At 70.2% G+C, this 24,820-nt stretch carries 19 protein-coding genes and 7 tRNA genes; 14 read left to right on the top strand and 12 right to left on the bottom strand.

What is annotated here, in order from left to right:
* Positions 1-3 precede the first annotated feature (3 nt).
* Complete coding sequence (locus ASF68_RS01550; RefSeq protein ID WP_056005889.1) at positions 4-1,233, top strand: ammonium transporter; 1,230 nt, start codon at positions 4-6, stop codon at positions 1,231-1,233.
* 113 nt (positions 1,234-1,346) lie between these two features.
* Positions 1,347-1,913 carry a type II toxin-antitoxin system PemK/MazF family toxin gene (locus ASF68_RS01545; RefSeq protein ID WP_056005885.1) on the top strand — a complete coding sequence of 189 codons (567 nt, stop codon included), beginning with the start codon at positions 1,347-1,349 and terminating at the stop codon, positions 1,911-1,913.
* A gap of 19 nt (positions 1,914-1,932) precedes the next feature.
* Here ASF68_RS01545 and ASF68_RS01540 read toward each other — a convergent pair whose 3' ends face one another.
* The 4 genes from ASF68_RS01540 to ASF68_RS01525 form a co-directional block, all read right to left on the bottom strand.
* Positions 1,933-2,274: a hypothetical protein gene (locus tag ASF68_RS01540; RefSeq protein ID WP_056005882.1), complete on the bottom strand. Its 342-nt coding sequence runs from the start codon at positions 2,272-2,274 to the stop codon at positions 1,933-1,935.
* Positions 2,275-2,343: 69 nt separating this feature from the next.
* Positions 2,344-5,730: an ATP-binding protein gene (locus ASF68_RS01535; protein WP_056005879.1), complete on the bottom strand. Its 3,387-nt coding sequence runs from the start codon at positions 5,728-5,730 to the stop codon at positions 2,344-2,346.
* Positions 5,727-6,575: a DUF4194 domain-containing protein gene (locus ASF68_RS01530; protein WP_056005876.1), complete on the bottom strand. Its 849-nt coding sequence runs from the start codon at positions 6,573-6,575 to the stop codon at positions 5,727-5,729. The genes ASF68_RS01535 and ASF68_RS01530 overlap by 4 nt, the downstream gene beginning before the upstream one ends.
* A 1-nt stretch (position 6,576) precedes the next feature.
* Positions 6,577-8,124, bottom strand: coding sequence for a DUF3375 domain-containing protein (locus ASF68_RS01525; RefSeq protein ID WP_056005873.1), 1,548 nt, complete (start codon positions 8,122-8,124; stop codon positions 6,577-6,579).
* Positions 8,125-8,272: 148 nt separating this feature from the next.
* Between ASF68_RS01525 and ASF68_RS01520 the strand changes: the two genes are divergently transcribed.
* Positions 8,273-9,025 (top strand): triacylglycerol lipase, encoded by a 753-nt coding sequence (locus tag ASF68_RS01520; RefSeq protein WP_235526735.1) that lies wholly within the window; start codon positions 8,273-8,275, stop codon positions 9,023-9,025.
* Positions 9,022-9,870 carry a glycosyltransferase family 2 protein gene (locus ASF68_RS01515; RefSeq protein WP_056005870.1) on the top strand — a complete coding sequence of 283 codons (849 nt, stop codon included), beginning with the start codon at positions 9,022-9,024 and terminating at the stop codon, positions 9,868-9,870. The genes ASF68_RS01520 and ASF68_RS01515 overlap by 4 nt, the downstream gene beginning before the upstream one ends.
* A 26-nt stretch (positions 9,871-9,896) precedes the next feature.
* On the opposite strand, the gene ASF68_RS01510 is transcribed toward ASF68_RS01515, so the two are convergent.
* Genes ASF68_RS01510 through ASF68_RS01495 form a run of 4 tightly spaced genes read right to left on the bottom strand, consistent with a single transcriptional unit; the run spans position 9,897 to position 14,081 of the window.
* On the bottom strand, positions 9,897-10,778 hold the full coding sequence (locus tag ASF68_RS01510; RefSeq protein WP_200936381.1) for a glycosyltransferase family 2 protein: 882 nt from the start codon (positions 10,776-10,778) through the stop codon (positions 9,897-9,899).
* A complete protein-coding gene (locus ASF68_RS01505) occupies positions 10,775-11,809 on the bottom strand; it encodes a glycosyltransferase (RefSeq protein WP_056005867.1) in 1,035 nt (344 codons plus the stop codon). The genes ASF68_RS01510 and ASF68_RS01505 overlap by 4 nt, the downstream gene beginning before the upstream one ends.
* Positions 11,806-12,948, bottom strand: coding sequence for a glycosyltransferase (locus tag ASF68_RS01500; protein ID WP_056005864.1), 1,143 nt, complete (start codon positions 12,946-12,948; stop codon positions 11,806-11,808). Before ASF68_RS01500 ends, ASF68_RS01505 begins: the two co-directional genes overlap by 4 nt.
* Positions 12,945-14,081 (bottom strand): glycosyltransferase, encoded by a 1,137-nt coding sequence (locus ASF68_RS01495; protein ID WP_056005861.1) that lies wholly within the window; start codon positions 14,079-14,081, stop codon positions 12,945-12,947. The genes ASF68_RS01500 and ASF68_RS01495 overlap by 4 nt, the downstream gene beginning before the upstream one ends.
* A 246-nt stretch (positions 14,082-14,327) precedes the next feature.
* On the opposite strand from ASF68_RS01495, the gene ASF68_RS01490 reads away from it, so the two are divergent.
* A complete protein-coding gene (locus ASF68_RS01490; RefSeq protein WP_082498432.1) occupies positions 14,328-16,754 on the top strand; it encodes a phosphoketolase in 2,427 nt (808 codons plus the stop codon).
* Here the strand turns inward: ASF68_RS01490 and ASF68_RS01485 are convergent.
* Together ASF68_RS01485 and ASF68_RS01480 are read right to left on the bottom strand one after the other, a co-directional pair.
* Positions 16,751-17,530 (bottom strand): NAD(P)H-hydrate dehydratase, encoded by a 780-nt coding sequence (locus ASF68_RS01485; protein WP_369796404.1) that lies wholly within the window; start codon positions 17,528-17,530, stop codon positions 16,751-16,753. The two genes, ASF68_RS01490 and ASF68_RS01485, sit on opposite strands and share 4 nt — an antisense overlap.
* A gap of 88 nt (positions 17,531-17,618) precedes the next feature.
* The gene (locus ASF68_RS01480) at positions 17,619-18,359 is read right to left on the bottom strand and encodes a histidine phosphatase family protein (RefSeq protein ID WP_056005858.1); all 741 of its coding nucleotides are present in this window, start codon (positions 18,357-18,359) and stop codon (positions 17,619-17,621) included.
* A gap of 143 nt (positions 18,360-18,502) precedes the next feature.
* On the opposite strand from ASF68_RS01480, the gene ASF68_RS01475 reads away from it, so the two are divergent.
* Positions 18,503-20,128 carry an MFS transporter gene (locus ASF68_RS01475; RefSeq protein WP_369796403.1) on the top strand — a complete coding sequence of 542 codons (1,626 nt, stop codon included), beginning with the start codon at positions 18,503-18,505 and terminating at the stop codon, positions 20,126-20,128.
* A 91-nt stretch (positions 20,129-20,219) separates the two neighbouring features.
* On the opposite strand, the gene ASF68_RS01470 is transcribed toward ASF68_RS01475, so the two are convergent.
* A tRNA-Val gene (locus ASF68_RS01470) sits at positions 20,220-20,292 on the bottom strand.
* Positions 20,293-20,457: 165 nt separating this feature from the next.
* On the opposite strand from ASF68_RS01470, the gene ASF68_RS01465 reads away from it, so the two are divergent.
* The 6 genes from ASF68_RS01465 to ASF68_RS01440 all read left to right on the top strand — a co-directional run bounded on the left by ASF68_RS01465 (position 20,458) and on the right by ASF68_RS01440 (position 21,309).
* A tRNA-Gly gene (locus tag ASF68_RS01465) sits at positions 20,458-20,529 on the top strand.
* Positions 20,530-20,589: 60 nt separating this feature from the next.
* Positions 20,590-20,663 (top strand) — tRNA-Cys (locus ASF68_RS01460).
* Positions 20,664-20,720: 57 nt separating this feature from the next.
* A tRNA-Val gene (locus tag ASF68_RS01455) sits at positions 20,721-20,795 on the top strand.
* Between the two features lie 223 nt (positions 20,796-21,018).
* A tRNA-Gly gene (locus tag ASF68_RS01450) sits at positions 21,019-21,090 on the top strand.
* 56 nt (positions 21,091-21,146) lie between these two features.
* Positions 21,147-21,217 (top strand) — tRNA-Cys (locus ASF68_RS01445).
* Positions 21,218-21,237: 20 nt separating this feature from the next.
* Positions 21,238-21,309: transfer RNA gene (locus tag ASF68_RS01440), tRNA-Val, on the top strand.
* Between the two features lie 76 nt (positions 21,310-21,385).
* Here ASF68_RS01440 and ASF68_RS01435 read toward each other — a convergent pair.
* Positions 21,386-22,069 carry a lysoplasmalogenase gene (locus ASF68_RS01435; protein ID WP_162239328.1) on the bottom strand — a complete coding sequence of 228 codons (684 nt, stop codon included), beginning with the start codon at positions 22,067-22,069 and terminating at the stop codon, positions 21,386-21,388.
* Positions 22,070-22,206: 137 nt separating this feature from the next.
* On the opposite strand from ASF68_RS01435, the gene thrS reads away from it, so the two are divergent.
* Positions 22,207-24,174, top strand: coding sequence for a threonine--tRNA ligase (thrS, locus tag ASF68_RS01430; protein ID WP_082498430.1), 1,968 nt, complete (start codon positions 22,207-22,209; stop codon positions 24,172-24,174).
* Positions 24,171-24,731 carry an HIT domain-containing protein gene (locus ASF68_RS01425; RefSeq protein WP_056005849.1) on the top strand — a complete coding sequence of 187 codons (561 nt, stop codon included), beginning with the start codon at positions 24,171-24,173 and terminating at the stop codon, positions 24,729-24,731. The genes thrS and ASF68_RS01425 overlap by 4 nt, the downstream gene beginning before the upstream one ends.
* Positions 24,732-24,820: the final 89 nt, after the last annotated feature.

Raw genomic sequence — 24,820 nt, 5'->3', positions numbered from 1 at the left:
CCAATGGATACAGGCAGTATCGCCTGGGGAGTCACGGCAACCGCTCTGGTGCTGTTCATGACCCCCGGCGTCGCATTCTTCTACGGCGGCCTCGTGAAGGCGAAGAGCGTCGTCAGCATGATGATGATGAGTTTCGGCGCACTGGGCCTCATCAGCGTGCTGTGGATCCTCTACGGCTTCAACATGTCGGCCGTCGGCAGCCCGCTCGAGTTCGCGGGCAACCCGTTCTCCGACTTCGGGATGACCGCACTCGCGAGCGGCGAGACGGCGAACACCGACCTGGTGGGAGCGACCTACGGTGCCACCTTCGCCATCATCACGATCGCGCTGATCTCCGGCGCCATCGCCGACCGTGCGAAGTTCGGCTCCTGGATGATCTTCGCCGGTCTCTTCGCGACCATCGCCTACTTCCCGATCGCCGCCTGGGTCTGGGGCGGCGGCTGGATCATGAACCTCGGCGCGACGCTGTTCGGCGAGGACGCCGGCATCGGCGTCATCGACTACGCGGGCGGAACCGCGGTACACATCAACGCCGGAGCCGCCGCCCTCGCCCTCGCGCTGGTCCTCGGCAAGCGCATCGGCTTCCAGAAGGGCATCACGAAGCCGCACAACGTGCCGCTCACCCTCCTCGGTGCGGCCATCCTGTGGTTCGGCTGGTTCGGCTTCAACGCCGGTGCGGAGTGGCTGAACGAGCTCGCGAACGTCGGACTCATCGTCGTCAACACCGTCGGGGCGACCGCGGCCGCCATCATCGGTTGGATCGTCGTCGAGAAGGTCAAGGACGGCAAGGCGACCTCGGTGGGCGCCGCGTCCGGCGCCGTCGCGGGCCTCGTCGCCATCACCCCGGCGTGCGCGAACCTGACTCCGGGTTGGGCGCTGCTGCTCGGCATCGTGGCCGGCGCCGTCTGCGCCATCGCCGTCGAGCTGAAGTTCAAGCTCGGCTTCGACGACTCGCTCGACGTCGTCGGCATCCACCTCGTCGGCGGCCTCATCGGGACGCTCTACCTCGGTCTCTTCGCCACCGGGACCGGCCTCTTCGTCGGCGGCGGTGTCGAGCAGCTCGCGGTCCAGGCCATCGCCGCCTTCGCCGTCCTCGTCTACTCCTTCGTCGTGGCCTTCATCATCGGCTTCGCGATCGAGAAGACGATCGGCTTCCGCGTCAAGAACGAGGACGAGATCGCCGGCGTCGACACCTCCGTGCACGGCGAGGAGGGGTACGCCCTCGTCGACTGACGCGTACTGCAGTGCACCACGGAGTGGGCGTCGTCCAGCCGGACGGCGCCCACTCCGCGTTGCATGCCGTGGGCGAGGACCGACGGTCAGGTGGCGGACGGTAGGGTGACGGCGTGCCAACCTTCGTCTCGATCCTCCGCCGGGTGGCGGGTGCCCTCCTCGGCCCGTCGACGAGCGCCGCCTCGAGCGCCGCTCGCACGGCTCGCCGCTCGTCCGCCCCGACCACGACGCACGCCTCCACCCCGACCACGACCGCCACGCCGGGACGGACCGGTCCGACCGCGACGGTCGAAGTGGATCCGCGGGCTGTCCGCGGCGTGTCGCTCGAGTACGCACCGGTCGTCGACGGAGATCCCGACCCGGGGGAGATCGTCTGGACCTGGGTCCCGTACGAGGAGCGCGACGGGCGCGGCAAGGACCGCCCGGTCCTCATCGTGGCCCGGTCCACCGGCGGCCGGGTGCTCGCGGTGCAGTTGACGAGCAAGGACCACTCGCAGGAGGGCGACTTCGTCCCGCTCGGCTCAGGTGCTTGGGACAGTGCCGGCCGCCCGAGCTGGGCGAACCTCGACCGGGTGTTCCACGTCCACCCCGACGGGATGCGGCGAGAGGCGGCGCAGGTCCCTCGCGACCGCTTCACCCGGGTCGCCGCGGCCTTGCGTGTGCGATACGGATGGCGCTGACGACCGCGAGCCGGACGCCTCAGGCGTAGCGGTCGCTCCGCCGAGGCGCGGCGTCCCACGGCACCTGACCGTGTTCCCACGGATCCTCCGCCGTGGCCGCCTTCGGCGACGGAGCCGTCCGTCTGCCGACCGGCACGGATCGTTCTGCCTCGGCGAGCGTCGCGAAGCGGCCGATCAGTCGGCGATCCGCTGAACGCGGTGCCCATGAGACGCACCGGAAGTACGCGGGCGCTCCGCTGGGGGCGAAGTACTTCACCAGCGCGGCAGGCCGGTCCGGTTCTTCGCGCATGATGATCCATTCGGCCTCGCCGATGCGGATCGGCGGGGCCGCGACACGCGATGCACCACTCGGATCCGGCATGATTCGAACATATGTTCGATTCCACCCGGAGTCAAGTCGAGTGCAGACGGTCGCCGCCCTACCCGCGGGTCACCCGATCCGTTCGAGCGGCTCGACGGGCTCGGCACGCTCGATCTCCGCCACCCAGGCGTGTCGTGTCTCCGGGTCCTTCCGGATGGACAGGAGTCGGTCCATGTACGGCTCGAGCGCCGTCACCTTGTCGAGCGGGGCACCGATCACGAGCTGGAACCCGAGGCGGAGCCAGGCCACCACGGCCCGGCCGGCGAACTCCGAGTCCGCCTTGATGAAGCCTTCGTCGAGCAGGACGGGCGCGAACCTCGGCCGAGGCCGGTCCTCGTCACCGAGCTGGTAGCGGAGGGCGGCTCCGACGATGAACGCGACGAGCTCCTGGGTCTCGCCACCACTCTTGTCGCCGAGCGAGGAGTAGACGCTCACATCGCGACCGGAGGTGTCGTACCGCACGGCGGTGATCTCGACGTGTCGACGGACGTCGAGCACCTGGTCGCGGGTGGACGCCGAAGTCGACGTGGCAGCGGTGTCCCGCATCGACTCCATGAAGCGGCGCAAGCGCTGGAACCGGCCCTCCAGGGCGTCGTCGTCGAGTTCGGCGGTCACCTCGCCCGAGAGCGCTCGGAGCTCCCGTCGGAAGGCGGCGACCTCCTCGCGGTGCACCCGGCGGAGGACGATCTTCAGCCGGTCGTGGGCGGGCCCGAACGGGAGGTCGCGCAGGATGTCGTTGACCGGGACGAGCCGGTCCTCGATCTCCTCGACCGCGCTGTCGAACGCGCTGCTGAGGGGGACCAGGTCCTCGCCGCTCCACTGGGACAACCGGCGGCGCCACTCCTGGCGGCGCTCGGGCAGGCCGGTGCCGAGGATGCCGTCGAGGATCGCGCGGTAGTCCCCGTAGGACTCGAGCGTCGTGCCGAGGTTGGGGTCGTGCCAGATCGACTGGTAGTGCTCGAACACGTGGACCTGGGCGATGGCGGCCTGTTCCGCCAGGCGGACGGCGGCGCTCAGCTCGTCACCGAGACGGGTGCGGAGCCGTTTCATCGCGTCCGCGAAGCCGCCCAGGGACGGGACGCCTCCCACGGCGGCGAGGGCGGCCTCGATGCGTTCGACGTCGTCGGTGGAGACCTCGTCGACGCCGGAACGCTCGAAGCGGTCGATCACAGTCGTCGCCGCGTCCTGCTGGTCGACGAGCGAACCGTGTTCCTCATCCAGGCGTCGGACGCGGTCCTCGGCGGGGAACCGCTCGGCGTTCGCGGCGTCGAGTTCGCGCTGGGCGGCCGTCACCGAACCCTGCAGCTCCTGCAGGACGTCGCTGGCGTCCAGCAGGCGTTCGAGGTCCGCCGCGGCGGCATCCCGACGCGCTGCGGCTCCGTCGACATCGATCCGCGACCACTCGCTGTCGAGGCGGTAGCGGTGGGCCGCACGCTCGGCCTCCCTGCCCGCCAGGCGCCGCTGGACCGCGGCCTGGCGACCGGCGATGAGTTCGAGTCGCCCGCGGAGCTCGGCCATCTCGGACTCGATGGACGCGATCCGTGCCTCGTTCGTGAAGCCGAGGATGGGGGCCCCACCGGGATCCCCGTGTGAGCCACGACGTCCGTCGCGCAGCTGGCCGTTGGCCGTGACGCGTCGGCCACCTCCCGAGAGCTGGGACGGCGAGTCGACGCATCGGGCATCGATGCGGTCCGACGTCACCCGCTGCTCGACCCAGGCACTGAACGGGGAGGCCTTGTACGTGATGCGGCCCGAGACGAAGGCGGGATCACCCGGCGCCGGAGCCGTGGTCGCGCCGAGCGGCACCCCCTCGAACTGCAGGCGGACCGGGATCCGCACCGCGTCGATCGCCCGCCCGAACGCGTCGAGGTGCTCCTCGTCAACCAGTACCGTCCTGGCGAGTCCGTGCAGGGTGACCTCGATCGCCGGACGCCAGGCGGCGTGCGTCGGCGCCACGTCGATGAGCTCCGCGACGAACGGCAGCTGCTCCGGATCGAGCCCGGCGGCTTCGGCCAGCGCGAGTCTCGCCCGGTGGAGCCGATCGGGGACCGCGCCGTCGCGACCACGGAGGGACTGCAGCTCGAGCCGGAGTTCGGTGTTCCGCTCCTCGAGCGGGAACGCCTCGCGGTGGAGCTCGGCGCGTTCGGCCTCGATGGCCTCGAGTGCCGCGTCGTCGTCGTCGAGGAACTCCTCGCTGCGGCTGAGCGCCGCCACGAACGAGGCCTCATCGTGGAGTGGTTCGTCGAGGGGTTCGGTCCGCTCGTCGAACAGGGCTCGTGTCCGGACGGCCTCGGCGTGGGCCGCTTCCGCCGCCTCGCGACGTTCCTCCGCCCGGCGCAGCGCACTGCCGCCCTGCTCGGACACCTGGCGTTCGAGTTCCCGCACCCGGACCCCGGCGGCGGTCGCCCGGGCTCGAGCCGCCTCGAGGGTCGCACCGGCGGCGAGTTTCTCACGGCGGTTCCGAGAGACGGCCTCGTCGAGCAATGCCTCGTGCGCGCGACTGCGCCACACGGCGAAGGGCGTTTCGCCGTCTTCAGCGAAGCCGAGCCGCTCGAGTTCGGCTGCGGCCCGGTGTCCGTCCTCGTAGTCCCGTCGGAGTTCGCCGAGCCGTTCCAGGACCCGCGCCTTGCGGCTCTCGGTCTCCATGGCGAGGTATGCCTCGTCGAGCGCCTCGAAGTGGGAGAGCGCGCGATCGGCCGCCTCATAGGTGCTCGGTCGCTCCAGCACCATCGACTTGTACAGTCCGTCGACCGTCGGCAGGTGCTGCCCGGCCTGGATGCGCGCCAACAACCGCATCGCGCGGCCGCCGTCACCGCCGGCTCCGATGCCGAGACGGGTGTGCAGCGTGTATGACAGCTCCGCGTACGTGTCGCGGACGACGAACCCGGGGATCCGACCCTGGAGCTCACCGGCGTCGAACCGCTTGGGGACGAAGGCCTCGAGCTCGGTGAGGTCGAAGGGTCCGTCGACGGTCGCCATCGTCATCGACAGGTCGCCGGTGCGGAGCGCGCGTCGAGGGACGAGGTACGCGCGGACGACGGTGAACCGGCGGTCGTCGTCGTTGACGAAGGTGACCGCCACGGCGCCCCAGGTGAGTTGCTCCGATCCGCGGAGGTTGATGTCGCGCATGGCGCCGGTCTGGGGGTCTCTGGCCGAGTCGACCTTGCCGCGCAGGTAGGTCAGCAGGTTCCGCTGATCCGGGTTGCGCGCTCGTCCCACGGCCGCATCGTTCGACGCCCCGTTGAACGGGACGTCCGAGGGCATCATGACCGCGAGGTAGGCGTCCATGAGTGAGCTCTTGCCGGTGCCGGACGCGCCGGAGATGAGCGTCGCCCGCGAGGCGAAGTCGACCGAGCGGTACCCGTCGAACCCACCCCAGTTGATGAGCTGCATGCGCTCGATGCGCCACTGCTCGACGAGGTCGAGCAGGGTGTCGGTGTCGGTGGGGCGGCTCATCGTCCGTCCTCTCCTGGTCGTGATGCGGTGTCCGATGCCACGTCGTCCGGCTCGGTGTCGTCGGGTTCGGCGTCGTCGTCTCCATCGGTGGCTGCTGCCCCCGGACCGGACGGCGTGTCCGGCTCCTGCTCGGGTTGCAGTGCATCGGCCGTGGGCGTCTGCGTCTCCAACCACTCGAGCAGCTCCTGAAGGCGTTCGAGCGGAAGGAGCGTCTCGACGACGGAGGCGATGCGATGACGACGGGCGTCCTTGGTGCGGAGCAACACCCGGGCGGTCAGCAGCTTCTCGATCGCGCGCTCCACCCGGCCGTCGTCGCGGGCCCGGTCGGTGGCGTGCTCGGGTCGGAAGCTCGCGACGAAGCCGAGGAGTTCGTCGTGCTCGACGATGGCGGCGCGGGCGCCGTTCGCCAATTCGGTGCGCAACCGGGTGCGCAGGTAGACGAGCAGGATCGTCTCCTCACGGCTGTAGCTCGTGTCGTGGAGCAGCGTCGGGAACGGCCGCCGCCCGCTCTCGGAGCCGGCCTGGCGTTTGAAGGCGACCTCGGCGGATCGATCGACCTGGAGTTCCAGGAACAGCTCGTTCAGCCGAGAGCCGAGCAGGGCCTCCGACTCGAGGATGGTCCGCCATTCGGCCGGTTGCAGTGCCGGGCTGACGTACCGGTGCTTCAGCAGGGCGACCAGCGCGCGGCGCTGAGCGGCGTCGAGTCGACCCTCGTCGCCCTCGAAGAGCGCGAACGACTCGGCGTCCGAGGGACGGTCCGGCGTCGCGACCGGGGCAGCGCTGAGGGCGCCGTCGGTCGGCGCCTCGGTCGATTCGCGGTGGGTGGGTTCCGGTTCGATGCTCATGTCATTCCGTTCCGCGCGACGCGCGATCGCGGGCCGCCGTGGTCGAGGTCGTCGTGGCCCGGGTCAAGCCGGTGATGCCGGTCTCGCCGAGGGGGAAAGCCGGAAGGTCGAAGGCCGCCGTCGTCCCGTCGGGGCGGACCGTCTCATAGCGGCGTCGGGGACCCGCCTCGTCGTACGCGCCGAGCTGCGTCATCAGGTGGACCAGACCGAACAGTTCGACGGGGCGCCGCAGCTCGGGGTCGAGCCCGGTGAACGCCGTGTGGGCGTCCGAGGCTCCGGACGTCGCCGCCGCGAGCAACCCGGCTCGGAGCTCGTCCAGCAGGGGGCCGCCCTGCGAACGCAAGATGTCGAGTGACATGGACGCGACGTCCGTCCGTTCCGGCGCCGTGGTGATCGGCGGGGGAGCGGCCTCGACGTCGGGGTCGTAGAAGCGCTCACGCAGGTGTTCGACGTCGATCGCCTCGGGGAGCAACGGCACGTCCACCGTCGCGCGGGGACCAGCGGTCCGCATCCAGATGCCGAGTCGCTGGTTGAGCGCGCGCAGCGTCGTGTCGAGCTCGCGGTCCTGGACGACGTCGTGATGGACGATGTGGTCGCGGAGCGTCGCGGTGAGCCGACGCCGCTGCGCGAGGACGTCGTCGATGCCCTGACGGATGATGCCGACGGCGCCGCGGAAGCCCCGGAGCTCCGCCGGGCCGAGGCGGGAGGAGAAGGGGTGGTCGAGGATCGTCGAGAGGTCGCGTTTGAGGTCCTGCAGCAGCTCGTCGTTCCGCAGCAGCTCGAACGCGCCCTCGAACGCACGGCCCTCGGCGGTGGCCGTCATTAGTTCGTCGGTGCGCCGGAGGTAGTCGTCGAGGATCTCACCGATCGGCCGCGTGTCGTTCCGGAAGTCCTCGACGATGCGCCGGTGCATCGCGATCACGGACTCCTCGACCCGGCGGAAGTCGCTCGGCAGCTGGCGGATGAGGTCGGCGATGTTCGCGTAGCCGTCGTGCATGCGGTCGTCACTCGCTGCGACGACCGTCCCGCCGGCCGCGACACGCTCCCGCTCCGCCTGGAGTTCGGCGAGTTGCGCGTCGATGCGCCGCAGGTGCTCCTCCCGATCGGGGTCGGCCTGCAGCGCCCAGCGACGGACGGAGTCGAGGATCATCGTCAGCCGCGATTCGCTGATCAACGCCCGGTCGTGCGCCAGTCCGTCGACGAGCGACACCGCCTCCAGCGCGTGGGACGTGAGCGAATACTGCTCCTCGCCGTCGTCGGTGCTGGTCCGGACGAGCCACTGATCGTGCACCCACTCCCGGCAGAGGGTCCGCCCGCCACCGCGCTCGTCGCCGCCCGCCGGGATCCGGGCGCCACGGGCTCCGAGCTCCGCGAGATACTCCTCCACCTGCAGGTGGAAGCGATCGGCCGCGACGAACTGGACGTCCCGCCCGAAGGTGGTGCGGAAGATCGCGACGACGGCCGGCGCCGTTGGACGACTCAGCAACCGGATGGCCGGCCGTTCCAGAGCGTTCCGGACACGGTCGAACTCGCCGTCGATCTCTCCCACTGCACTCCTCGATCGTCCGGGCACACGAACACCCCGAGGCCACTGCAGGAGCAAGATTATCAGCGTCGCGCCCCGCTCGACGGCCGGCGGGGTGGAGCAGGGCCTCCTGTCAAGGTCCGCGGCCGTGCCGGGCGCCCCCGATACGGTGATGGGATGGGAACAGGTGCACGCCCCGGCCTTCGGCGGGGAGACGATTGAGGCGGACGGCGGTGCGACGGTGATCCGGTCCGCACTGCGGACGCTCGGCTGGTGGATCCGCGACTACGCCTACGCCGTCGTCTGGCAGGTGCGGGCGTTCGCCAGTCGGACGGACCCGCACGGGTTCCTCTCCGGCGACCGATCACCCGTCGTCGTCCTCCCGGGCGTCTACGAGACCTGGCGCTTCCTCGAACCGCTCATCCGCCGCCTCCACGACGACGGTCACCCGGTGCACGTGATCGACCCGCTCGGGCGCAACGACCGGACGGTCCCGGTCGCGGCCCGGCTGGTCGCCGACTACCTGGTGGCGACCGACCTCCAGGACGCGGTGCTCCTCGCACACAGCAAGGGCGGCCTCGTGGGCAAGTACGTCATGTCGCTCGGCGGAAGCGGAGACCGGATCACCGGGATGGTGGCCGTCGCCGCACCGTTCGCCGGATCGCGGTACGCGCGGCTCATGCTCCTCCCGAGTCTTCGGATCTTCGTCCCGAACGACCCGACGATCCTCGCCTTGGCCCGCGAGGCAGCCGTGAACCCGAGGATCGTGTCCGTGTACGGCCGCTTCGACCCGCACATCCCCGGAGGAAGCCGACTCGACGGCGCCAAGAACGTGCAGCTGGACACCGGCGGCCACTTCCGGATCCTCGCGCACCCTCGGGTGTTCGCCGAGGCCCGGCTCCTCGCCGACGGAGGAGACGCATGACGATCGAGAGCACCGACGTCGAGACCGTGACCGTCGACGTGGTCGTACCGGTCAAGGACGACGCCGCGCTCCTGCGCCGCTGCCTGCGCTCGCTGCGGGCACAGGACACCCGACCGGCGTCGATCATCGTCGTCGACAACGGCAGCCGGGACCGGGACGAGGTCGCCGCGATCGCGGAGCGGTACGGAGCCGTCCTCATCGACGAGCCGGTGCCCGGCATCCCGGCCGCCAACGCCGCCGGGTTCGACCGGGCGACGGCGACCGTCGTGGCGAGACTCGACGCGGACTGCGTGCCACCGCCCGACTGGCTGACCCGCATCGCCGAGGCCTTCCAGGCGGAGCCCGAGCTCGACGCGCTCACGGGACCGGCGACCTTCATCGACGGTCCTCGCCCGCTCCGGGCGCCGCTCGCGGCCGTCTACCTCGGCGCATACCGGCTTTTCGTCGGCGCGGCCCTCGCGCAAACGCCCATCTTCGGATCCAACTGCGCGATCCGTCGGACGACCTGGGACGAGATCGCGCACGCGGTGCACCGACACGACGCCGAGCTGCACGACGACCTGGACGTGTCTGCCCATCTGGGCCTCGACCGACGCGTCCGCTACGACCGCGAGCTCGGGATGGGGATGTCGATGCGCCCGTTCAGCGATGCCGGATCGTTGGCGATCCGCCTCCGCCGTGGGTGGGCGACGTTGCGGGTGCACTGGCCGCAGGAGCTGCCGATCGTCCGATGGGCGCATCACACCACACGGTTGCATGCCGCGGTGACGGCTGCCCCGACCGGGTCGTCGGGCCGCGTCAGCACCGCTCGCTCGTCGCGACGACGACGGAGCACGCGGGGCTGACCAGCCACACGGGTGGGCGTCGACCCTTACGCGCCCGACCCCGTCGCCAGGGATCTGGTGGACGCCGTCGACGAGCTGCTGGGCCCGGTCGGCTGAACACGGACCCAATCAGCGTCGACGTTCCGCACGGCTCCGGCCTCGGCGAACGCCTCCAGCCACCCCGTCATGGGCCACGAGCCCCATCGCGCGGCGAAGCGGGCTCCGTTCCGGAGGATGTCGTCGAGGTGCTGCCACGGCGGGCGTTGGGTCTCGTGGTATTGGTGATAGGCGTGCGCGCCGCCGACCCACACCAGCGGTGTACCGGCCTCACGGAGGGCGAACGCGAAGTCGGTGTCCTCGCCGCCGTACCCTTCGTACCCCTCGTCGAACCCGGTGGTCGCGGACCAGGTCGTGGCGCTGGTCGCGAAGGACAGCGACCAGAACAGCGGGTACTCGTCCGCCGTCGCGACACGCTCGTCGTCCGCCGGGGGATTCGGCCGGGCCGGATGGGGCGCAGTCGCGGCGGCCAGTACTCGCACATCGGAGACGTCCGTCCCCGGCTGGAGGTAGGTCACCGGCCCGCAGAGCACGGCATCGACGTGCCGGTCGGACGCCTCACGGTAGCGGGGGAGCAGTGCCGGTCCGGGGACGCAGTCCGCGTCGAGGAACACCAGGAGCTCGGCCCCGTGCTGGACCGCGAGCGCCGCACCGGCGTTCCGACCGGCGGCCAGTCGCAACCCGTCTGGTCCGGGCGGGACATGGATCACCCGCTCGGCGTCGAGGGCCGGTGGTTCATCGTGGCCGATCCAGACCACGATGCGTTCCACGACGTCCGGCGTCGTGCCGATCGATGCTCCGACGGCCTCGAGCTGACGTTCGAGGTGCTGCAGCCTCGGGCTCGAGCACATCGTGACCACGGCGATCCTCATCGGTCTCCTCCGGGCGGTGCATCGGCGGCGACGGCCTCGATGACCCCTGCCGCCCGGCGAGCCGCTCCGACCACCTGCCATCGGTCCCAATCGGGTTCGAGCGTCGCTGCGCGGTCGAGGAGGCCCGGCCACTCGGCGGGATCCGGCCAGCCGTCCGGGACGATCGCCAGGCCGGCCCGCTGGAGGGCCAGAGCCGTCGTCACCTGTTCTTCGAACGGCCGTTCCTGCGGGAGGACCACGGCCTTGGCTCCGACGGCGGCGAGGTCGGCGACGGCGTTCTGACCGGCCCAGGACACGACCACCTCGGCGCGGCAGAGCGCATCCCACGGGTCGTCGGCCCAGACGGATCCGGCACCGGCACCGAGGGACGCCCAACGACGCCCGCTTGCTTGAGCCGCGGCTTCGATCGCCTCGACGGACACCGCGGTGCCGCCGGCCCCACCGAGGAGCAGCACCCCGCTCCGACCGCCGTCGGGTCGCGGACGGTCGCGACCCTCGAACCGGCTGATCCCGCCGGTATGGACCACCTTGTCCTGGACGGCTCGGAGGTGGTCCAGGTCCAGCATTCCGGCCGGCCACGGCGCGATGATCCGCGACGCAGCGCGGAACGCCAGGGTGTGTGGTGTGTCGTCGCGTCGGCCCGGCTGCGCCATCACCACGGTCGCGACGCCGAGGAGTCGGGCGAGCAACACGACCTCGGCCGACACGTCGACCACCATCGTGTCGATGCGTCGCCGCGCGAGCGTCTCGGCGATGGTCACGAGGCGGGCTCGGTGCCCGACGTGGCCGAGTGGCGCCCAGTGGAGCAGCCCGTCGGCGGTCGGGTCGGACTCGTCCGGCAGTGGTCCACCCTCCGGGACCTCGTCGTCGCGGTCGAGCCTCACCCACGTGCAGTGCGGCGGAAGACCGTCCGGGTGCGGTAGCGAGCTGAAACAGACGACGTCGGCGTCGAGGTGGGGGACGATGGCGAGCAGCCGCGTGACATGACCCCGACCGTGGTGGTGCACGTACCACCCGATCCGCGGCCTCACGACGTCAACTCGTCGACGCGGCCGGTGTCGAGCATGGGCGAGCCGGACAGGAGTGCCTCGAAGTGGCCTTCGAGTCGGGCCACCCGGGCCTCGAGGGAGAACCGAGCGAGGGCCGAGGCGCGAATCGTGCCCCGGAACCCGCGATCCAGTTCCGACTGGCGGATCAGCCCGTCGACCCGGTCCGCCATCGCGGCCAGATCACCGGCGGCGACGACCTGCATGCCGACGCTCGCCTGGGCGATCTCCGGGACGCCACCGACGGCGAAGCTGACGACCGGCGTCCCCGTCATGAGTGCTTCCGGCGCCACGAGCCCGAACGGCTCCGCCCAAGCCGGCGTCGACACGGCTGCGGCGCTGCGGCCGACGAGTGCGGCGAGCCGGGTCGGTTCGAGGGGCCCGACGTGGCGGACGTCGCGACCGAGCAGAGGTGCCAGGACGCGCTCGGCGTAGGCCGGGTCGCCGACCCGACCGGCGATGACGAGCCGTCGTCCCAGCCGCCGCGCGACGTCGACCGCGAGGTGCGGCGCCTTCTCCGCGACGATCCGCCCGAACCAGACGAGGTCCTCCCCACCACGTCCTGCCGGCCATGCCGTCGGATCGATGCCGTTGAGCAACACCTCGGACTCGACACCCGCGTCCGCCCAGGTCCGACGGGTGTACTCGCTCACCGACAGGAATCGGCTTCCCGCAGCACCGGAACGGTTGGCCGCAGTGGCCACCGAGGCGTCGACCGGCGTGTGGAGCGTGGTGATCATCGGGACGCCCAGCCGGGGTGCCAACTCCACCGGCAGCGCGTCCAGGCAATGGTTCGAGACGACGTCGTACCGTCCCGGTCGGGCGGAGACCGCCTCGAGCGCGCGCCGGAGCGCCGGGATCGAGCGTGTCGCGTGGCTCGGCGGGTAGCGCTCGTCGTCCGGCGAGGCCCACCGCGGCCACCGCAGTTCGGGCAGCTCGAAGACGCTGCCACGTTCGACGAAGTCGGATCCGCGGACACCGATGAACGTGACCTCGTGGCCCCTGGCCCGCAGCGCGGCCACCTCCGACCAGACGGCGGATTCGAGTCCACCGGCGTGCGGGCGCCGGATCGGGAACCGCAGCGGGGCAACGACGACGACGCGCAGTCGGCGACCGGCCGTCATGAGGCCCGCTCGGCGAGGACTCGGCGGTACACCGCGACGTGGGCGGCTACCCCGTCGGCGTCCGTGGTGGCGCGGCGGGAGCGACGCTCGGCCACGGCGGCGAGGCGGTCGGGGGAACCCGGACGGGTCGCGCCTGCCGCCTGGACGAGGTCGTCGAGGGCGCGCTCGAGGGCGACCGCGTCTCCCGGGCGGTAGGCGACGACGGTGTCGTCAGCGTGCTGCTCGGCGTACTGCCCGACGCCGTCGGGGACCGCGACGGGGACGGCGAGGTCCCAGCAGAGCTCGAGCCAGCCGGAGTGTGTGCCGTGGCGGTAGGGGAGGACGCAGACGTCGAGCCGACTGAGGGCGATGGCGAGTCCGTCGTCGTCCAGACGCTCGTGCTCGATGAGGAGGGCGGCGTCCGACGCCGCTGCGAGCCGCCGGACCGTGTCCCGGGCGTCCGGATCGCGGACGGAGTGGTGCAGGCGCACCTCGGCGACCACGGCGGCGCCCTTTGCGCGGAGTCGGCCGACGGCCTCGAGCAGCGTCGTGACGGTGCCGACCGCGTCGACGTTGGGACGGAGGTCCTTCAGGTGGACGCCGACGCGGATCTCAGCGGAGGCCAGGACGGCTGGGACACGGACCTCGTCCGAGAGCAGCGACGGGTGCCGGATGACGGTCGCGTCGCGACCCCAGCGCTCACGGATCCGGTCAGCGGCTCCCTGCGTGAGGGTCACCAGGGCGTCGGCGCCGCGGACGAGCTCGTCGAGCTGGTCGTCGTAGGCTGCCTGCTCCTCGAGCTGCGGGTGCTCGAGGTCGTGCACGGTGTACACGACCGGCCATCCCGCCTCGTGTGCAGCCGCGAGGCACGCGGTGAGGTACCCGGGTGGGAAGGATTCCGTCCCGAAGTGGATGTGGAGGAGGTCTGCCTCGGCGGCGTTCGCTCGGATCCAGGCGGGGTCGAGGGCGACCGGTGGCCACCAGACGCCGGCCGGCGCGCCGGTGACCGGGGGATCGCTCAGCACCTCGATCTCGGTCGACGCGGAGATCCGGCGGACGTAGGGGTGCGCCGCCGGTACCGACACGACCCGGATCGGGCGGGTCGAGGGTTCGGCGACTCGGGCGCCGGGATGTGGCGTCACGATCGACTGCATGGCGGAATCCCCTGTTCGACTGCGGGCGCGATGCGCACGGACATGCCGGCGTATGAACACGCCGTCATCCGACGATAGGGCCGATGATCAGACTGCCCTGGACCCTTGACGCGGCACCCCCGCTGCACCAACATGCCGACGACGAAGCGCCGGATCGCACCGGTGCCTTCGAGACGACTCCCTGCACGCCCTTCGGCGCGAGCGCCACCCCTGTCGTCCGATCCGGGATTCTGGAACGGTTGGACGATGACGCCTGATGAACCGCACGCATCGCCGACCGACTCCTGGCCGTCGCGGGAGGGGGCAGCACCGGTGTCGGACGCGACCCTCGAGCAGGTCGACGCCTGGTGGCGAGCCGCGAACTACCTGTCCGTCGGGCAGATCTACCTGCTCGACAACCCATTGCTCCGGCGCCCGCTCGAGGCGGGCCACATCAAGCGCCGGCTGCTCGGTCACTGGGGGACCGCCCCCGGTCTGAACCTCGCCTACGCGCACCTCAACCGGGTCATCGCGGAACGCGGGCAGTCGACGATGTTCATCGCCGGACCCGGTCACGGTGGTCCGGCGATCCTCGCGAGCGCCTATCTGGAGGGCACCTACAGCGAGATCTACCCCGACGTCGCCGAGTCCGAGGCGGGCCTCACCCAATTCTTCCGGCAGTTCAGCTTCCCGGGCGGGGTGCCGAGTCATGCGGCGCCCGAGACCCCGGGGAGCATCCATGAAGGTGGCGAGCTGGGGTACGTCCTCAGCCACGCTTACGGCGCCGCCTTCGACAACCCCGACCTCCTCGTCGCCGCGGTCGTCGGTGATGGGGAGGCGGAGACCGGTCCGCTCGCCACGAGCTGGCATTCCAACAAGTTCATCGATCCGCTCCAGGACGGCGTGGTCCTCCCGATCCTCCACCTGAACGGGTACAAGATCGCGAACCCGACACTCCTGGCCCGCATCCCGCATGCCGAGCTCGACAGCCTGCTCCGCGGGTACGGCCACGAGCCGTTCTTCGTCGAGGGCGGGTTCGACGGCGAGGATCCCGTGCACGTGCATCGGCGACTGGCCGAGGTCCTCGACCTCGTGCTCGACCGCATCGCGGCGATCAAGGCGCGAGCCGCGGCGGGGGAGACCGAGCGGCCCGTCTGGCCGATGATCGTCCTGCGCACACCGAAGGGGTGGACCTGTCCCGAGGAGATCGACGGGACACGGGTCGAGGGGACCTTCCACGCGCACCAGGTCCCGCTCGCGAACGCCCGCGACACCGAGGAGCACACGGCGATCCTCGAGGCCTGGATGCGGAGCTACCGACCCGAGGAGCTGTTCGACGAGCACGGGGCGGTGATCCCCGAGGTGCGCGCCCTGGCCCCGCGTGGGGACGCCAGGATGAGCGCGACACCGCATGCCAACGGCGGCCTGCTGCGCACGGACCTCGACCTGCCGCCGATCGACGACGCCGCGGTCGTCTCCACAGCGCCCGGAGGTGTCGATGCCGGCGCGACGGGTGTCCTCGGCCACTGGCTCGCCGAGGTCATCCGACGGAACCCTTCCACCTTCCGGATCTTCGCTCCCGACGAGCTCGCCAGCAACCGGCTCCAGGCCGTGTTCGGCGTCACCGAGCGCCAGTGGAACGCAGAGACCGTCCCGGGTGACGAACATCTGGCCCGCGTCGGACGGGTGATGGAGATGCTGAGCGAACACCAGTGCGAGGGCTGGCTGGAGGGCTACCTGCTGACGGGCAGGCACGGTCTCTTCACCTGTTATGAGGCCTTCATCCACATCGTCGACTCCATGTTCAACCAGCACGCGAAGTGGTTGAACGGCGCTCGCGCGCTCGAATGGCGTCGCCCGGTGGCGAGCTTGAACTACCTGCTCACGAGCCACGTCTGGCGTCAGGACCACAACGGGTTCTCCCACCAGGATCCTGGGTTCATCGACCACGTCGTCAACAAGAAGCCCGGTGTCATCCGGGTCTACCTCCCGTTCGACGCGAACACCCTGCTCGTCGTCGCGGAGCACTGCCTGCGGAGCACTGACGAGATCAACGTGATCGTCGCCGGGAAGGACGTCGAGCCGGTCTGGGTGGGTGTCGACGACGCGCGTGATCACTGCGCCCGCGGGCTCGGCGTCCTCCCCTTCGCCGGCTCGGAGCGTCCGGGGGAGCAGCCGGACCTCGTGATGGCCTGCGCGGGGGACGTCCCCACCCTCGAGACCCTGGCCGCCGTCAGCATCCTTCGGGAGCGCATCCCCGGTCTCGCCGTCCGCGTCGTGAACGTCGTCGACCTCATGCGGCTCATGAGTGAGGACCAGCATCCCCACGGCATCTCGGACGCCGAGTACGACAGCGTGTTCACCGCGGACCGGCCCGTCGTCTTCGCGTACCACGGGTACCCGTGGCTCATCCATCGACTGACCTACAAACGCCACGGACACGAGCAGTTGCACGTCCGCGGCTACCTGGAGAACGGGACCACGACCACGCCGTTCGACATGGTCATGCTCAACCGGATCGACCGTTATTCGCTCGTCTGCGACGCCATCGACCGGACTCCCGGGCTCGGCGAACGGTACGCGGAACTCCGCCAGGAGATGCAGGACGCCCGGCATCGTGCACAGGAGCACACGCGCGAGTTCGGTGAGGATGCGCCCGAGATCACCTCCTGGCGCTGGCCGGTGGTCTCCTAGGGCGTCTCGTCGCCCGAGCGCTCGAGCGACTGGAGCACCATCGGGAACTCGTCGGCGAACTCGCGGGCGAGCGCACCCGACGTCCCCATGCGTTCGGCGAGCCGATCACCGGACGAGGCGTGGAGCACGGTGCCCCAACAGCTCGCCGCCAGCGGGGAGAGTCCTCTCGCCGTGAGTCCGGCGATCGCTCCGGCGAGGACGTCTCCGCTCCCCGCCGTGCCGAGGATCGGTCCACCGCCCGGCGCGATGAAGTCCTGGCGCCCGTCCGAGATCCGTCCCTGGCAGGTGACGGCGGCACCGTGGCGTCGTGCCAGCTCGCCTGGCGCGGTCTCGGGGTCCGCCTCGTCGACGTCGAGCAGGATCGCCGCCTCCGCGACGTTCGGGGTGAAGACGAGCCGGCCCTCGAGCCCCGTCGAGAACTCGGGGAGATGCGAGAGCGCCCCGAGCCCGAAGGCGTCGAGGATCACGACCGTCTCCGCGCCCAGCGACGGCCGCATCCGCCGGAGCAGGGTGACGGCCTCATCCGCGTCGTCGAGGCCGGGGCCGAGCAGGACGCAGTCGACGTCCAGTTCGTCGTCGAGGCGAGCGACGGCGTCACCACGGACGGCTCCGTCCGTGGTCTCGGGCAGCCCGATCACGGCGGCCTCCGGGAACGCGACGGCGAGCGCCGACGCCGCCGATTCGCCGACCGCTAGGGTGATCCTCCCCGCACCGACCCGCAGCGCGGCGAGCCCGGCCAAGGCGACGGCTCCGGGCGTGGTGCGAGCTCCGCCCACGACGAGCACCTAACCACGGTCGTCCTTGGACGATCCCGGATCGGGCAGTGGCCAGGTGGCGAGCGTGTCCGGCGTGAGGGTGACGGGTTCAGAGGTGGACATCGGTCGCCCCCGAGTGCTCGGTGACCGCGACCTGCGCGTGCTGCAGATGGGCCGTCGCGTTCGCCGCTCGAGCCCGCCAACCCCGACCGTCGTGGACCAGGTGGGTGAAGGAGGCGTTCGGGGTGGGGCGCAGCGAAGCCTCTTCGAGGACCCGGTGTTCATCCCATCCTTCGCAGACGTAGCGGAAGAGCGAGATCACGGCGTCGTGGCAGACCACCAGTGCGCGTGTGCGGTCCGGATACCGGTCGAGGTCGCGGACGAAGGATCGCACCCGGAGGGCCACGTCCGTCCAGGACTCGCCTCCCGGTGGGCGGTAGTAGAACTTCCCGAGGAACCGCCGCCGGGCGGCCTCATCGGGGAGTTCCGCGTCGACACCGAGCGTGGTGAAGGTGTCGAGGATCCCGAGGTCACGGTCGCGGAGTCGTTCGTCGATGAGCGGTCGCAGGCCGTCTGCGTCCATGGCGGCCGTGCGGAGGGCGACGACCGCGGTCTCGTGGGCGCGTCGGAACGGCGAGCTGAACACGATGTCCGGGTGGTCCGTCGGCGCCAGACCCGCGAGGCGGGTGCCGACCGCGGCGGCCTGTTCCACCCCGAGGGGCGACAGTGGGACGTCGGCATCGCGATCCGGGACGGCGATCCGGTGGGCCCCGGTGCGTTCGGCGTCCTGCGCTGCGACGTTGCCGGCGCTTTCGCCGTGGCGGACGAGGATGAGTTCCGTGATGGCCATCCATCCACGCTAATCAGCCGTTCTCCCTGGTCACACACCTTGACGATTCGCCGATGATCCGGCATGGGCCGAGGTCGCGGACCGCCGGTGGAGAAGGATCGCGGTTCGGCCAGGTTTTGCGACAAAGCGACGAAGCGCGACCGATGAGCGCGTCATATCGTTCGACCATGCCTGCACCTTCCGCAACGCCACCGGCGCAACCGTCAGCATGGGCACCCATGGCGATCACCGCCTTCAGGGTGCTGTGGTTCGCCCAGTTGGGGAGCAACATCGGGACCTGGATGCAGACCGTGGGAGCCCAGTGGTACCTGGTCGAAGCCGCTGCGGGGGCGGCGGTGATCGCCCTCGTGCAGACCGCGAGCCTCGCACCGGCCATCCTGGTGGCGCTCCCGGCCGGGGTTCTCGCGGACTCGCTCGACCGACGACGACTGCTGATCTGGGGATCGTCGGCGAGCGCCGTCCTCGCCGCCACCCTCACGGTGGTGGCGGCGATCGGCGCGCTGACCCCCTGGACGATCCTCGGCTTCACCTTCCTGCTCGGCATCACCTCCACCCTGACGTCGCCCGCTTGGCAGGCGATCCAGCCGGAGCTCGTGCCCCGCAACCTCATCGCGGCGTCGTCCGCGCTCGGCGGGGTGACGGTGAACGGTGCCCGCGCGGTCGGTCCCGCCCTTGCCGGCGTCGTCCTGTCGGCCTTCGGCGCGCCCGTCGTGTTCGGGATCAACGCGCTGAGCTTCGTCGGGGCCGTGATCGCCCTCGTATGGTGGAAGCGGCCGGTGCAGACCGGTCTCGACGACCGCGAACGGTTCGGCGCCGCGCTGCAGGCGGGCGTCCGCTACGTCGCTTCCGCGCATCTCGTCCGCCGGATCCTGCTGCGGTCGGCGCTCTTCGCCCTCCCGGCCAGCGCACTCTGGGCACTGCTGCCCCTCACCGCGAAGCGACTCCATCTCGATTCGAGCGGGTACGGCTTCCTGCTCGGCGCGCTCGGCCTCGGTGCCGTCCTGGGCATCTTCGCTCTGCCGCTCGCTCGACGCCGGTTCTCCGACAACCTCGTCATCGCGGCGAGTGCGCTGCTCTTCGCCGCGGGGTCGCTCGCGGCGGCGTTCCTGCCATTCGTACCGACCCTCGTCCTGCTCGTGCTCGCGGGGCTGGCCTGGATCGGCACCCTCACCGTGCTGAACGCCGCCCTGCAGCTCACCCTGCCGCAGTGGGTGCGGTCCCGCGGAGCCTCGATCTACATCCTCGTCTTCATGGGAGCGATGGCCGTCGGCTCGATCGGTTGGGGACTCGCCGCGCAGGCACTCGGGACGTCGGTCGCCTATGCCGCTTCGGCCGTCCTGCTGCTCCTCGTGGCGGTCAGTGTGCGGGTGCTGCCCCTGCTGCCGGGAACGGGCACCGTCGACCGCAGCATCACGATGTCGTGGCCCACGCCCACGCTGGTGTTCGAGCCGCAGCCGACCGACGGGCCGGTGCTCGTGCAGATCTCCTACACGGTCCACCCCGACTCGCTCGCCGCGTTCCAGACCGCGATGGGTCGCGTCGAGAGCTCCCGTCGCCGAACCGGCGCATCGAGATGGGCCCTGTACCGGAGCGGCGAGGTGGCCGACGTGCAGCTGGAGACCTTCATGGTGCCGTCGTGGGGGGAGTTCCGGCGGCAGGAGACGCAGCGTCTCACCGGCCGCGACCGCGACATCCGTGCGGCAGCCTTGGAGCACACCGAGGGCGAGCCCGTCGAGCGGCACTTCCTCCCGAGCCGGACCCGCGCGTGACCCGAGGCGGAGGCCGGGCCGAGACGGCCCGGATTCGCAGCGATGGGTGCGGAGGGAACAAAAAGACTCCTGGCGGACCAGGAGTGTGCTGTGGGCGATACCGGACTCGAACCGATGACCTCTTCCGTGTGAAGGAAGCGCGCTACCAACTGCGCCAATCGCCCGCAGGTCGTTCGCACCGGGGTGCCGAACAGCCGCGAGTCACGATACTAGCCGATGCCGAGTGTCGAACGCACATCGGCCACGCGCACAGCGCGGCGTGCGCGCCGGTTTGAACATCGGTCCCGGTTTCGGCTAGAGTCGTTCGAGCACGCAGTGATGCGAGCAATGCGGATGTGGCGCAGTGGTAGCGCATCACCTTGCCAAGGTGAGGGTCGCGAGTTCGAATCTCGTCATCCGCTCGAGTGTCAGTGGTGTCGTTCCGTGAGGAACCCCATTCGGCAGTGTGTTCGGTCACACATGGTGGCGTGGCCGAGAGGCTAGGCAGCGGCCTGCAAAGCCGTCCACACGGGTTCGAATCCCGTCGCCACCTCCACTCGGTAGCATCGGTTCCATCAGCAACATCCCGGCGTCGTGTCCACACACGCCACCCGGGCGATTGGCGCAGCGGTAGCGCGCTTCCCTGACACGGAAGAGGTCACTGGTTCGATCCCAGTATCGCCCACCAGTATCACGACGGCCCCGGACGAACACGTCCGGGGCCGTCGTCGTTTCCCACCACGCCCGACGGCGGAGACCCGCACCCCACCGCGACGCGCCCGGAAACATCGATTTTCACCCGCGTTTTTCCCCGGAACATCAAGGATCCTGGTGACTCGCCGAGGCAGACGTGTCACCAGGGGGCTCGAAGATCGGCTAGAGTTTCCAAGCACCCGGAAACGGGTGTGAATGCGGATGTGGCGCAGTGGTAGCGCATCACCTTGCCAAGGTGAGGGTCGCGAGTTCGAATCTCGTCATCCGCTCGAGTGTCAGCAGGATCGTGTGAACGTCCCGCTCGACAGTGTGTTCAGTCACACGTGGTGGCGTGGCCGAGAGGCTAGGCAGCGGCCTGCAAAGCCGTCCACACGGGTTCGAATCCCGTCGCCACCTCGGTACAACACCACTCACCTGGGCGATTGGCGCAGCGGTAGCGCGCTTCCCTGACACGGAAGAGGTCACTGGTTCGATCCCAGTATCGCCCACAGGAACACGAAGGGCCCGAGCTATCAGCTCGGGCCCTTCGTCGTTGAACCCCCGACGCACGGGTCGGGTGTCCGCTCAGACGGAGACGACCGACCGTTCGCGGCGGCGCAGGATCTCCGCGACACCCCACACGATGAGGCCCTGGCCCGCAGCGTAGGTGGCCATGATGATCTCGTCCGCCGCCCAGACCGTCACGGCGGGGACGAAGCGGTCGAGCCCGATCAGCGAGTCGGAGACCAGGAACAGCGCACCGCCGACGGCGATCGTCGGCGTCGTCATCGTCGACGCCGCCGCCATGGCCCCGATCACGACGGCGTAGAGGACGACCGCCGGATACAGCGCCCCCATGTCCTGCTGGCTGAGCAGTGCGATGCCGGCGACGAGCCACACCAGGTACACGAGCGCCCAGGCGGGCGGACGCTTCCTGGTCCGCAGATGCCGCACGAAGAGGACGACGTAGCCGGCCTGCGCGAGCATGAAGAACAGGATCCCCACACCGAACGCGAGTTGCCCCGGAACCATGAGCGCGATGTCGCCCGCCCAGCTGCAGAGGATCGCGACGAGCGCGGTGACCGCAGCGGCCGTCAGTCGTCGGATCGACCAGACGAGCGCCAATGCGAGGACGAGCATGATGAACGGTTTGGTGAGGAGCGACAGCCACTCCTGGCCGGCGGCGAGGGCGACGATGTGCACGAGTGCGACCGCGGGGAGCGCGGCGAAGAGCGCGGTAGCGGCCCCGGTCCTGTGCCCAGCCGTCATCAGCGCCACCCCCGTCACGTCGTAGGCCTTCACTCTAGCGATGCGGCCGAGCGTGAACCATGGCCGCAGCGTCCCGTCGTCGCGGACGACGATAGGCTTGCACGGCCAAGGTTTCACCTGAGAAAGAGAGATCATCCGTGAGTGACGGGTTCGCACTGTTCACCGACCGATCCGTGGTCGCCATGCGCGTCAACGGCGAACTGAAGGACCTCGCGGCCACCGTGACGGAGACGGACACCGTCGAACCGGTCCACCTCGATTCGCCGGACGGTCTCGGCATCCTGCGCCACTCGGCCGCACACGTGCTCGCACAGGCCGTGCAGCAGATCGACCCACATGCCAACCTCGGCATCGGACCGCCCGTCACCGACGGCTTCTACTACGACTTCGACGTCGCCGCGCCCTTCACGCCTGAGGCGCTCAAGGTGCTGCAGAAGACGATGGAGCGCATCATCCGTCAGGGCCAGCGGTTCGTGCGCCGCGTCGTGACCGAGGACGAGGCGCGGACGGAACTCGCCGGGGAGCCCTACAAGCTCGAGCTGATCGGCCTCAAGGGCGGATCGGCGGCCGACGACGAGAACGTCGAGGTCGGCGGCGCCGAGCTCACCATCTACGACAACGTCGACCCGAAGACGGGGGAGACGGTCTGGAAGGACCTCTGCCGCGGGCCGCACCTCCCGAACACCCGCATGATCGGCAACGGCTGGGCTCTGACCCGCCTCGCCGCCGCCTACTGGCGGGGGAGCGAGAAGAACCCGCAGCTGCAGCGCATCTACGGCACGGCCTGGGCGACGAAGGACGAGCTCCGCGCCTACCAGACCCGGATCGAGGAGGCGGCCAAGCGCGACCACCGCAAGCTCGGTGCCGAACTCGACCTCTTCAGCTTCCCGGAGGAGATCGGCTCCGGTCTCGCGGTGTTCCACCCCAAGGGCGGCATCATCCGCAACGAGATCGAGAACTACATGCGCGAGCGTCTGCTCGCATCCGGCTACGAGCTGGTCAACACCCCGCACATCACCAAGGGGCACCTCTTCGAGGTCAGCCAGCACCTCGCCTGGTACAAGGACGGCATGTTCCCGGCGATGCACCTCGACCAGGAGGTCGACGCCGACGGTCACGTCACCCGCCAGGGACAGGACTACTACCTGAAGCCCATGAACTGCCCGATGCACAACCTGATCTACCGTGCACGCGGCCGCAGTTACCGTGAGCTCCCGCTCCGGCTCGCCGAGTTCGGCACGGTCTACCGGTACGAGAAGAGCGGGACGCTCTCCGGCCTGACCCGCGTCCGTGGGCTCACGCAGGACGACGCCCACATCTACGTGACCGACGACCAGGTCAAGGAGGAGGTCGGGCGTCAGCTGCAGTTCGTCCTGGAGACCCTCCGCGGGTACGGCCTCGACGACTTCTACCTCGAGCTCTCGACGAAGGACCCCGACAAGTACGTCGGCACCGACGAGGTCTGGGACGAAGCGACGGAGACCCTTCGGGAGGTCGCGATCGAATCCGGTCTCGAGCTCGTGCTCGATCCGGCCGGCGCCGCGTTCTACGGCCCGAAGATCTCCGTGCAGGCCCGCGACGCGATCGGCCGGACCTGGCAGCTGTCCACCGTGCAGCTCGACTTCAACCTGCCCGAGCTCTTCGAACTCGAATACACGGCGGCAGACGGCACGCGGAAGCGCCCGGCGATGATCCACCGGGCACTGCTCGGCTCGATCGAGCGCTTCTTCGCGATCCTCCTCGAGCACTACGCCGGAGCGTTCCCCGTGTGGCTCGCCCCCGTCCAGGTCGTCGGCATCCCCGTGTCCGAGCAGTACGAGGAGTTCCTCGGCGGGGTCGTCGCCGAGTTGCGCTCGTCCGGCGTCCGCGCCGAACTCGACGCCTCCGACGACCGGATGCAGAAGAAGATCCGCAACCACACCAAGGCCAAGACCCCGGTGCAGCTGATTGTGGGCGAGGAGGACCAGGCCAATGGCGCGGTGAGCTTCCGCTTCCGCGACGGCACCCAGGAGAACGGTGTGCCCGTCGCCGACGCGGTACGTCGGATCCGAGCCGCCATCGCCGCGAAGCTGCAGGTGAACACCGCATCGGATCTGCCCGCATGACCTCGGGCACGGATCCGGAGTCGTTCGAGTCGATCGACACCTCCCACCTGGTGGGCGTCCCGGACGCGTTCCAGCGTCTGTGGACGCCCCACCGGATGGTGTATATCAAGCAGGGTCAACCGTCCGACGACGGCTGCCCGTTCTGCATCGCACCGACCCTCGACGACGAGTCCGCGCTCATCGTGCACCGCGGAGAACACGCCTTCGTGCTCCTCAACCTGTTCCCGTACAACTCCGGGCACCTGCTCGTCTGCCCGTACCGCCACGTCGCGATGTACGACGACGCGACGCCTGCCGAGGTCGCCGAGATCGGCAGTCTGACGCAGACGGCGATGCGGGTCCTCCGATCGGTGTCGAACAACGACGGCTTCAACCTGGGCATGAACCAGGGTGCGGTCGCCGGCGCCGGGATCGCCGCCCACCTCCACCAGCACATCGTCCCGCGCTGGGCGACGGACGCGAACTTCTTCCCGATCATCGCCCAGACCAAGGCGCTCCCGCAGCTCCTCGGCGACGTGCGCCGATCCATCGCGGAGGCCTGGCCGACCTCCGACTGATCCGCCGGGGCCGATCCGGGTCGAGACGCCCAAGTCCAATTTCCGGCCGTTGGACGGAGCATCGCCAGGCCACTCGGGGCTACGCTCAC

It is taken from the genome of Plantibacter sp. Leaf314 (genome assembly GCF_001423185.1).
In the GTDB taxonomy this organism is placed as follows: domain Bacteria; phylum Actinomycetota; class Actinomycetes; order Actinomycetales; family Microbacteriaceae; genus Plantibacter.
Note: the sequence above shows the minus strand (reverse complement) of the source record. Positions and strands in the feature narration are given on the sequence as shown.